Origin of the sequence: Paenibacillus sp. LHD-117 (assembly GCF_030929555.1) — a bacterium.
GTDB lineage: Bacteria > Bacillota > Bacilli > Paenibacillales > Paenibacillaceae > Pristimantibacillus.
Map to the genome: position 1 here is coordinate 55,440 of NZ_JAVFVT010000046.1, position 10,172 is coordinate 65,611.

General features: G+C 59.6%; 10 protein-coding genes. All 10 read right to left on the bottom strand.

Going from position 1 to position 10,172, the window contains the following annotated elements; all coding sequences use genetic code 11:
- Position 1: 1 nt before the first annotated feature.
- Positions 2-628, bottom strand: a complete 627-nt coding sequence (locus RB620_RS26765; RefSeq protein WP_308099758.1) for a CIS tube protein — start codon at positions 626-628, stop codon at positions 2-4.
- A gap of 63 nt (positions 629-691) precedes the next feature.
- A complete protein-coding gene (locus RB620_RS26770; RefSeq protein ID WP_308099759.1) occupies positions 692-3,931 on the bottom strand; it encodes a hypothetical protein in 3,240 nt (1,079 codons plus the stop codon).
- A 26-nt stretch (positions 3,932-3,957) separates the two neighbouring features.
- The gene (locus tag RB620_RS26775; protein ID WP_308099760.1) at positions 3,958-4,419 is read right to left on the bottom strand and encodes a phage tail protein; all 462 of its coding nucleotides are present in this window, start codon (positions 4,417-4,419) and stop codon (positions 3,958-3,960) included.
- A 7-nt stretch (positions 4,420-4,426) separates the two neighbouring features.
- Positions 4,427-4,609, bottom strand: coding sequence for a DUF6760 family protein (locus tag RB620_RS26780; protein WP_308099771.1), 183 nt, complete (start codon positions 4,607-4,609; stop codon positions 4,427-4,429).
- A gap of 8 nt (positions 4,610-4,617) precedes the next feature.
- Positions 4,618-4,998, bottom strand: a complete 381-nt coding sequence (locus RB620_RS26785) for a phage tail assembly protein (RefSeq protein ID WP_308099762.1) — start codon at positions 4,996-4,998, stop codon at positions 4,618-4,620.
- Between the two features lie 153 nt (positions 4,999-5,151).
- The gene (locus tag RB620_RS26790; protein ID WP_308099764.1) at positions 5,152-5,586 is read right to left on the bottom strand and encodes a phage tail protein; all 435 of its coding nucleotides are present in this window, start codon (positions 5,584-5,586) and stop codon (positions 5,152-5,154) included.
- Between the two features lie 31 nt (positions 5,587-5,617).
- Positions 5,618-7,321, bottom strand: a complete 1,704-nt coding sequence (locus tag RB620_RS26795) for a phage tail sheath family protein (RefSeq protein WP_308099766.1) — start codon at positions 7,319-7,321, stop codon at positions 5,618-5,620.
- Positions 7,322-7,678: 357 nt separating this feature from the next.
- The gene (locus tag RB620_RS26800) at positions 7,679-8,881 is read right to left on the bottom strand and encodes a PP2C family protein-serine/threonine phosphatase (protein ID WP_308099767.1); all 1,203 of its coding nucleotides are present in this window, start codon (positions 8,879-8,881) and stop codon (positions 7,679-7,681) included.
- 47 nt (positions 8,882-8,928) lie between these two features.
- Positions 8,929-9,273 carry an STAS domain-containing protein gene (locus tag RB620_RS26805; protein ID WP_308099768.1) on the bottom strand — a complete coding sequence of 115 codons (345 nt, stop codon included), beginning with the start codon at positions 9,271-9,273 and terminating at the stop codon, positions 8,929-8,931.
- 20 nt (positions 9,274-9,293) lie between these two features.
- The gene (locus tag RB620_RS26810; RefSeq protein WP_308099769.1) at positions 9,294-9,743 is read right to left on the bottom strand and encodes an ATP-binding protein; all 450 of its coding nucleotides are present in this window, start codon (positions 9,741-9,743) and stop codon (positions 9,294-9,296) included.
- Between the last annotated feature and the right edge of the window lie 429 nt (positions 9,744-10,172).

Genomic DNA, 10,172 nt, shown 5'->3' on the forward strand with positions numbered 1-10,172 from the left:
TTCACTCCAGTCTGGGAATCGTCAAGTTTCTGCCAGCGGCAAGCATCCTCGGATTGTCAATCCCGTTCGCCTGGGCGATATGCCGCCAAGCGCCGGGATCCTCGTATTCCTCTGCCGCGATATTCCAGAGCTGGTCGCCTTGCTTGACCGTCTTGCGTTTGGTCCGGTCGGCCGATTGCCTCGGAATTTCCTTGTATTGCTCTTTCATCGTCTGCGTGCTTCTCATCTCGACGTCCAGCGTAGCCCTGACGGGCGCTCCGGATTCCAGGAACATCGTGAACCTCTGCTTAATCGATACGATAACGCCTTTAAAGTCGAGCGAGCCCCAAACGAACCGGCATTCGGGAGGAGCATGCAGATCGGAATCGACGTCAAGGATGCCCACGATTTTGGACGTGTGCGCTCGCACGTCGGTCCCCGCTTCATATGTATCAAAAAACAGATTAAGAGACAGCGTAGAAGCGTCCCCGCCTACGAACTGGGTCGTCGGCGACTGTAGTCCCGGAACGTCGTTCTCGGCATATTGGTTGCCGGCCGAAAGCTCGTATTCCGTCGGGTTGAACAACACGTCCACGGTTTCCGTGCCGCTGCTCTTGTATATCCAGAACTGCGCTTTGCTTAAAGCCACGCTCCCCGTCCTCCTCATCCGTCATTCCTTACCTTCGTGCATCCCGGTCCATTCGAGCCGGGGTCAAAATCCGTTCCGGCGCTGCTCCAGCTTCATCTTTCGCTCCAGCGCCTTATATACGCGGTCGGCAATGGCTTCCGGATTCAGCTGCGGCATTTTCATAATCATCCGCTGCAGCTTCTCGGGCTCCAGCTCGCGCGGCGCCTCCACCTGAACTTGCCGGGGCGGCTCCGCGGGAGCGGACGGGGGAGTCCGGTGCGTCAGGCCGAGCTGCGCTCCGCTGGTTATGCCCGGGCCTTCCGGCGCGGACGATTGCCGCGAAGCCGCCGATCCGTAGACGGCGCCGTTATTCGCCCTCTCCCGGCTGTACGCGAGCGCCGAAGGAACGGTGATGCCGCTGCCGTCGGACCGGAGGCTGATGCCGCCGCCGTTCATGCCATGCCTGGCTGGCTGTTGGCTGCGGGCGGCGAATGGCTTTGCTGTTAGCGGCGACTGCCGAATGTCGCGTGATGTCCGCGAGTTGGCCGCTGTTTGGACCACACCGTCTTGCCGCTTCGCGAAGGCCGCTGCCTCTTGCCTCATGCCGACGGATCGCTGCACGAATGCCGGCTGCCGTTTGGCTCCGTCATTTGCCTTCCCTGCGCTCCGCAGGCGCAACTTGCTCAAGAACGGCGTTGACGGCCTAAGGCGGTCGTCTCTACGCGTCCCCGTTGGTACTATGAAAGCGATGCCCGCCGAATCTGCGGATACTGAAGCACCAGCGGCTTTGACTTCCGTCGCCGGGATGGTTGAACGCCGCAATCCGATCGGATTCGCCGAAGCTTGATGAAGGTGTGAAGACTGCGTTCTCCGGTTGTCGGTCAACGCTTCGCCCCGCGGTGACTCTCCCGACGTGCTTGCCGAAGCAGGGGAGCCGCTTATGGCGCGATTCGAGCGAGTCAAGCGGACTAATGTTGCACCCAGGTTCTCCGGCATTCTTCGAAGGACAAGTCCAATCGGCTTAAACGCGTTGGCCCGGCGGATCGGAACGTTCCTCTCCGAATTCCCTTGCTGCTGCAAGACGCCGGACGAAGCCGCAACCAAATGGGCCGCAGCGAACGATCGGCCATTCCGGCGCCTGTTGCCTTGCTCGCTCACGCCGGGTGCTTGTCCATTGTTGGGCGCTAGGATCAGTGAACCTCCGCTGCCCATGCCGCTTCGGGAAGGCTTGACGGCGGATGCCGCATCCGCCGTACCGCCGTGCCGCCGTGCGATCAGATGCGCCGGTTCCAATCCCTTAGTAACAGCAACATGCTGAATCGTCCCCGCGCCTGATCCTGGGCGCCCGCTGACCGGCGCGGCCGCGCCGCTCTCGTTCGCCGCACCCGGTTTATCCGGCCGCGCAGCCGAGCGACGCGCCGCAATCGGCAGCGATGCTTGCCGGTCCAAGCTCGAGGCGAACGCGTCCGGGCCAATCTTTTTTTGGCCCTGCGAACGAGGTGCCGCCGAATGGCCGCGACGCTGCTTCAGCGCTGCTATCAAGGGAAGAAAGTCCCGGATGCTCGTCCGCGAATACACATCCGCTGCGGACACGCTTGGCGTAATCCCTGTTGCCGAACGCTGGCGACGGGTATCGGCGGAAGCGGTTAGGCTTGCCCCGGATCGTTCTGGCGTTCGTTCGGCGGAGGCTTCTGCCGAAACGGAAGGATGCCGCTCGACTGGCATCGCGCCGCCATTCTGGCGGTGTACGAATCTCCGTGCTTCGATGGGCACTCCCCACGGCTTGCCCGCAGCGGCTGCTCCTGCTTCCCGCTCTGGCAGCATGGCCGACAGCCGATGCCCGGACGACTTGTTCCGGAGTCGTCGCTCCGCCCCCGACAATTGCGGATCAATCCACTTGGGACTTAGGAACAAAAGTCGGCCGGCGCTCCGCAACAAGCCTGACTTGGAAAATACGGGCTCCAAGGGCGCGCCGCCGACTGACGCTTGTTCTCCGCGCGCCCCGCTCCGTTCGCCGGATCCGGCATCGGAGCCGCCGGCCGAGTCCGCTCGGGTCCCGGAGTGGGCGACGTTAGGACGAAGTGGAGCGGAAATGTCCGCAGCCGCTTGCAGGGAGACTGGACGAAGTTTGGCCCTGCTTGTCGCCGCATCGTCTTCCCCCTCCGGCTTTTGTTTCTTATGTACCATAGCCGGCATAGCCGGCGGCTTTACGCTGCCTTCGGCTTTCGACCTCGTCTTGCCGGCGGCTTGAGACCGCGTGCCTTGTTCCCCGGCGCGCTCCGCCGCTTGCTCTTGTTCGGAGGGCTTTGCCATTCGGCGATTCTCCGCTTGCTCGGCCCGCGCTGCTGTCATCTCCGCCCGCTCCGCCGCCTTCTTCGCCGCGTCAGTCGGCTCGGCTTGGCCATCTGCCGCCTGCTCAAGCCGCGCTTTCTTCTTCTCCGCTTGCGCAGGTCGCGCCGCTTTCTTCTCGGCTCGCTCTGCCGCCTGCGCAGCATCGGCTGCTTTCTTCTCGGCGCGCTCGGCCGCTTTCCTCTCGAGGCGTCTCGCCGCTTGTTCCGATCGCGCCGCCTGCTGCCCGGCGCGCGCCTCCGCCTGCTCCAGATCGGCGGACTTCGTCTCGCGCTGCGCATGCGTCAACGGCCGTTTCTTCGCGGCGATGTGGGCCGCGGCATCGCGGCTGGAGGCAACTTCGCGAAGCGTATGTTCATGCCGTTGTTTCGCGAGCGCGGAACGGACTTCTCCCGCGGCAACGATGCGGCGCAGCTTCTCTAGCGATTGCGATTGCCGGATGGCTTGGCCTGATTGATTCCGTATCCTATTCCCCAGCGATGTTGCTGCGGGCCGGGGGCCGCTATGATGATCCTGCCGCCGCTTCCCTGCATCCTGGCGGATGTTCGGTAGCGCCGAGTCAGGCAATAGGCGATGTTCGGTTGAATCTTCGATTCGATAGGGCTCGGTCATCGCGAGCGCTCGCGCTTGGCGCTGATTGTCCATGATTCGGACGACATCGCGCAAAATGATCGTTTCTCGTTCCACAATAACTTTCTCGCGTTCGACGATTCGAACGGTCTTCGGCTCCGCTTGCTTCCGCCCTTGCTCCTGCCGTTTCGCTGCGGGGGTTTGGGGCGGCGCCACGTGAATATGGATGCGTTGCTGCACGGGGGCAGCCTCCGCCTTCGGCTTAACGTGCTGCATCGTCGTTCTGCCATGTTTGTCGCGGCCCGTTCCCGGGCGGTGTTTGTTCAGAATGCTCCCGGCAAAGGATTGGACGGATACCGCGTATTCGGCGGCCAATCGTCGCTTCGGCGCTTTGTTCCTGTCCATCCGGCGCATCCTCCCTCAAGTTTTGATTATTTGGCGAATCCGCCGTGCAGACCCGAATGGATAATCTCCAGCGATTCGACCGCTACGTCGCTCGACGCCGCGTTCAGCTGCGGTCCGCTCCAACGGACCGGATACGCGTCATAGAAATTCCAGCGTCCGAACTCCTTGCCGTCCGGCTGCTGCAGAACGACGGAACCCGACTTTCTCGCGGCGGCGCCGTTCATCGTGCTTTCGTACCAGCTCCAGAGCACCGGCGACTTCGTCATTCCCCGCCGAAGCACCAGATTGGGATATCGGATGCCTTTGGGCAGCATATGCACGTACCCGTTTAACCCGCCTTCCCGGTATTCCTCGACTTCCGTCTCCGCCTCGAGCCCGGATACCTCGGAAAATCCGGCGACGTAAATGCCGTCAAGCTCTACCCAAAAATGGAACGAGCTAGCCAGCCGATGAATCCGGTTCACACCCGGCACCTTGAATGCGGCCATGACGCTTTCACCTCTTCCCGAACACGTCGAAGACGTTTTTCTTGTCCGTGTCGTCGTTCATCTTGCGATTGATCCTCGATATCTCGTCGCACCATCTGCGGCGTTCCGCATGCTCCATATTCATAATGTCGTCATGCGTCCAGTGGAAATAGTAGGCGATGAAGCCGAGCTCCTCGTACAGCCGATCGATGGGATAGGCTAGGAGAGGGCTTCCGTTAAGGACAAAAAATCGATCGCGACCTCATGCTCGTGATCGCATTTGGGGCAAGCGGCGAGCACCTTCGGGTTTTCCAGGTCGTTGATCTGGCGATATAAATTTTGCAGGTAGGCCAAATCCGCCGTGAACAGCTTCTCGATCAGCCGCGTGTCGACATGTTTGACGTCGCCGAGCCTCGTTACGACCCTTGCCATCAGGATAACCGTCAAATAGCTGGGATTGGACTGGACTCTGGGGTCCTTCATCGGCAGAATCTCGTCGGCAGCCGTCGCGAGCCTCATCGTTCCGCGCCGGTGCAAATTGCCGTGCTCATCCACGTAACCGCGCGGCAGCTCAAAATCGTACTCCGTCTGGAACGCCATCGGTTCATCTCTCCATTCCTTGTAGTGTAGGTGCGGATAAAGACGGAAAACAAGGGGCGCTCCGGCGCCATAACGCCGGCGGCCGGCCCTTGTTTGTCCGGTTTGGGCCCCGAAGCCGCCGACGTGCGGCGGCCAGGAGCCGCGTTATGGGTATTAAGCCGTTCTTAACAATCCTTCATGGGCGAACTCCAGCACCTCGATTGCGACTTCCGCGCCCAGTCCGTTGAAGGACGGAGCCGTATAACGAACCGGCCATGCTTCGATGACTTGCCACGTCGCCACATCGCTGCCTTCCTCGTCGAGGGCGATGATCGTGATCGTTTTGCGTTCGATGGTGCCTTCCACGCATTCCTGCAGCCATTCGTACAGCTCGACGGAATCCGTCGTGCCCCATTTAAGCGTAATGTTGCCGTATTTCGTCAGTCCCGGCAGCTTGCGCGGCGTCGTCAGTTCGTTGCCCTCGCGGTATTCGATAACGTCGATCGACGCGTCGAAGCCCGACACCTCGTTGAAGCCGGCTTGCTCAAGCCCTTCTACTTCCACGCGAAACCTAAAATTGCGATATGGATCCGTGCGATCTCCTGCCATGGGAATCCCCTTCCGTTATTCGATCTATAAATTATTCCGATCCGGTCTTCTGCGTCATGCGGAACACGACGAACTCGACCGGCTTTACCGGTGCAACGCCGATCACGCAGATCAGCCTGCCGTTGTCGATATCGTCCTGCGTCATTGTGTCGCGGCCGATATTGATGTAGAACGCCTCCGAAGGACTTGTTCCCGCCAGCGCGCCGTCGCGCCATACCCGCGTAAGGAAAGCGTCGATCGTGCGCTGGACGCGCGCCCACAGCTGTTCCGTGTTCGGTTCGAAGACGACCCAGCTGGAGCCGTTCTTGATCGAGCTCTCCAGGAAGATGAACAGGCGTCTAACGTTGATATATTTCCAAAGCGGGTTGGACGAGCAGGTGCGCGCCCCCCATACCCGGATGCCTTGCCCCGTGAACGCGCGAATCAGGTTCACGCCGGCCGGGTTCAGAATATCTTGTTCGCCGTTGTTGTACTGCACGTCCAGGCCGACGACGCCGCGAAGCGTCTCGTTGGCCGGCGCCTTCTGCACCCCGCGCGTCTGATCGGAGCGGGAATAAACGCCCGCGATCGTGCCGGATGGCGGGATGAAAATATTGCGCTTGTCCAGCGGATCGAACACTTGCAGCCACGGATTGTAGAGGGCGCAATAGCTGGAATCGAACAGATCGCGATGCGTCAGCACGTCTTGAACCTTCGTCGCCTCGCGGGGCAGGTCCAGAATCGCGAAGCGGCTGCCGAGCGATTCGCAATGCGCGACGAGCGACAGCTGCACGTTTGGATCCGTTACGCCCGGAATGGCCATAATGCTGACGACGTCGTTGTCGATGAACGATTGGATGCCCGTTCTTCTGCCCGGACCTTCGTCCACGCCGATGTAGTCCGCCGGCGAGATGCTGGCCGCCGAGCCGTCGCTGCCTCCCGCGAGCGAGAAGGAAAACGATTCGGATTCGGAGCCTGCGATCAACCCGTAAGGGGCTTCCGCGGCGCCGGGCGTGCCGGCAACATGCAAGTCTATCAGATTCGAGCGGCCGGTCAGCTTCTCGATATAACCGGGAGCCTCCGGATTGAGAGACGCCTTCTCGTAGGTTTCGCTCTCCGTTCCGTAAGCCACCTGAAGCGTGAATTCGGAAGTCGAGATGACTTTGGTCGGCACGAGCGAAGTATCCGCGGCGTCTCCGCTAAGCGCCGAGGCCAACTCCAGGATGCCGTCGTGAACGGATACGATCCGGTTCGTTTGTTTGGTTCCGCCGTCCGAGAATTGCACGACGTCGCCCGGATAGAACCCGGAAGCGTTCTTGACGCGGTAGCGGTTGCCTTCCAACACCTCGTAAATTTGCGTTTTCGCCTTGCTGGCGGGAACAAGCGTCAGGCGAACTTGGTTGCCCCACGCGCCTGGGTTTTTGGCCGAGACGGACAGGATGTCCCCGCCTCCGCTTGCCGATTTCGCGTCTTCCGGCGCGATGCGCATGACATAACAACGGGAGCCTCCATTCATGAAGAACTGATTCACTGCGTAAGCCAGGTAGCGGTAAGATCCGAAGGCGCTTTCGGACAAGTAGGATCCGAACGCACGCCCGAAGTCCGCAGGGCTCGTAATCAGCAGCGGCAGCCCGGAAACGGGCCCCCTTGCGGCCAGACCGATAAAGCCGGCCGTGCTCGTGCTCACTCCGTCGAGCGGTTTGGCGCCGCTTTCGAATTCTTCCACGTATACGCCTGGCGATAAATACTCAGCCATGTGTGATCTCCTCTCTGAAACGATATATGTATTAGGCGACGACGGGGACTACTACCCTCCGCCAACCCCAAGACCGATGATCAACCGCGGATGCCGGGGAAACCTCCCCGCGGTACGCTGACTGACTAAGGCGCTTTCATGAAAGACCCGAGATCGCCACCCGCAAGCGGCGGAAACGCGCGGCCTTGCCTCCCGGTCGCTCCGGAACGGCAGCGTTCGCCGTTCTCATGACTTTGTTCCTAGTACCATGTCACGAAAACTTCCAATTTCGTCTATTATTATACCTGCAATAATCCGATATGACTACGTAAAATTAGGCGCAATTTGTCAAAAAAAATAAACTCTCCCCGAATCGCGTTATCTTCTCGAAAGACATAACACGGCGATATCGTCCGATTGCGGGGCTCCGCCCGCGAACATGAACACATCCATCAGCAGCGCGTCGATGATCTCGGCGCTGGAGTAGTCCTTGGCGAGCGACAGGAACTGCTGCAGCCGGCTTGCCGAATATTGCTCCTGCGCCCCATTCTCCGCTTCCGTGATGCCGTCGGTATAAACGACCAACTTATCCCCCTTCTCTAGTAAAAGAGACTGATTCTTGTAGGCGAATTCCGGGAACGAACCTAGCGGAATGCCTTTCGCCAGCTTGACGGGCTCGACGGTTCCGTCGGCCTTGACGAGATAAGGAGTGCAATGCCCACCGTCGCTGAGGACGACCTCTCCCGTCTCGATCTGAAGGATGCCGCAGACGATCGTCGCGAACAGCTGGGCGTCGTCGGCGCAGAGCATGTCGTTCACCTTCTCAAGCAGCTCGCCCGGCGTAAGGCCCGAGCGCATGCTTCCTTTGATGAGCGACAAGGTCATGGCCATGAACAGCGCGGCGGGAATACCTTTGTCCGACACATCGCCGAGCGTGAAGAACAGATGCCGGTCATCGATTTTGTAGAAATTGTAGAAGTCGCCTCCGACCTCCTTGGCCGACTTCAACAGGGCGCAGACGTCGAACGGCTCGTTCGCGGACGGCATCGTCGTCGGCAGGAAGCTGAGCTGAATGCTGCCGGCGATCTGGAGTTCGCTCTCAAGCCGCTCCTTCAGGAACGTGGCCGACTGCAGCTCTCTCACCGATTCTTCCAACGCCTCGTACACGCTCGCGTTGCTCATGGCAAGCGCTAGCGGCTCCGCGAATTTGGCCAGCTGTCCCGCTTCCTCGCGACCAAGACCGCTTTGAATCTCGGACAGTCGCAGCTCGCCAAGCACCCGTCCTTCAGCCTCGATGGGGAGCGTAACCGCGGCGTTCCGCCGAGCGTCGGCGGTATCCTCCATCGCCGATTCGCCGTAAGCGATCGATACCGCAGCCTCTCGCAAGCCTGCCAGTTCCCGCGCCGCCGCTTCCGCGGCATGCAGCAAGTCGGGTTTGCGTAGGGACGAATGCAGTCCTGCGCTCAACTCGAACAGCTTCTCCGCCCGCCGTAGTCTGGAGGTTAGGCGGCGGTTGACGACGGCCAAATATATCGCGAGCGCCAGCAATACCGCCCCGATAACCAAGTAAAGTTCTGACAAGATGGGTACCGCCTTTCTTGCTTTCGCTTTGGTGTGGCAGCCCTGCGCTAAGCGCCGGCTTCGAGCTTCTCCAGCGCCTCTTCCTTCGTCGCCGCCATCTCCAGAATCGTCGTGAAACCCGACATTTCGAATACGTCGTAGACCTGCTCCGCCAAGCACGCGCAAATAAGGCGGCCCTTGGAAGCGCGAAGCTTCTTGGCTGCCACCAGAATGACCCGCAGACCCGCGCTGCTAATGTACTGGAGCTCGCTGAAGTCGAATAAGAACCGCTGTTTCCCCTCCGCCAGCTGCTGGAGGAATACGCCTTCGGCCACGCTCGCGTTGTTGCCGTCCAGTCTTCCTTCCAGCGGAATGACGGTCACCCCGTTCCAGTCTTCCACTTGAATGTTCATGTTGTCTCTCTCCTCCCGATTCATTCATCGATCCGAAATTTCTTCATCAACCGCAGGCGGTTCATGCCGTTCTCGAATTTGTAATCCGTTTCGTCCATCAGCCGCTTAACAAAAAAAATACCAAGTCCGCCGATCGGCCGATCCTCGATATCCATCTCCAGCAATTCGAGAGGATCGGCCTCCCGGAGGGGATTAAACGGCGTGCCCCGGTCCGACAGACGAATCTCCACCGCCTCCCTCGAAGCCCGGAACTCCACTTCTATAAGGCCATCGCAGCCTTCGGGGTAGCCGTAGTTAACGATGTTCACGACCACCTCTTCGCACGCGAGCGACAGATCGAGCACCGAGCGCCGGGTCCAGCTGAACTCCGCGCCGAGCTCCTCCAGCGCCGTGTTCAGGCGATGCAGCTCCTCCATGCGATTGAATAGCTGGAACGAGCGGTCAACCGAATCATTCGGCTCATTCGACATTCGCGATCCTCCGATTTCCTTTGGCTTCTAGGTTTGAACGTATTTACTCTTAGAATTCAAGGTTAACGATGACTATTTTTATAGGTTGAGCAGCCTCATGATCGGCAACGGCGAATAGGAAGAACGTCGGGAGGCGGGTGCCAAGGCAAACCCCGGGCTGGTCACCGTGTACGGAGGCCGGCTATGGTATATCGACGCCGATGAGTCTAGTAGAACGATCCTAAAAAACAAAAAACGTAACTGTTTTGATTGTTCTTGAATGCTAACGGAAGCAGCTGACGTTATTCGGCCCATTTTGTACGATTTGAATATCTAAACATTCCTGTAGAGTCTAAGATTTGGATTTAGACAAATAAAGGAGCTCCTCGTATGATGGGGGTGTACACGGGTCAATGCCCTTAAACCCATCAAGGAGGAGCTTAATATGAA